This window comes from Lyngbya sp. CCY1209, from assembly GCF_055795065.1.
On the sequence record NZ_JAYFER010000468.1, the window covers coordinates 1 to 219 of the forward strand.

The window sequence follows — 219 nt, forward strand, 5'->3', positions numbered from 1 at the left end:
CTCTGCAACCTTCTAGCTTTTGCATCCTGTCCCGATTGAGCCGCTTGATAGATACGTTTTTGCAACTTGAAAACCATTCGCTGAACTTTCGCCCAGTTGATAGCTCTCCATGCATTCTTAGTGACCGCTGGTTTCGATTTAACGAATCCTTTGGTTTGACTAGACCTCGCCATTATTGCTACTCAAGTCTCCATCTTACGTCTGAACCGTGACCCGTCT

1 protein-coding gene is annotated in these 219 nt (G+C 46.1%); it reads right to left on the reverse strand.

Going from position 1 to position 219, the window contains the following annotated elements:
* Positions 1–173: reverse transcriptase N-terminal domain-containing protein (locus AC0QHF_RS14900; protein WP_324705014.1), on the reverse strand; the 173-nt coding region annotated here is incomplete at its 3' end.
* Between the last annotated feature and the right edge of the window lie 46 nt (positions 174–219).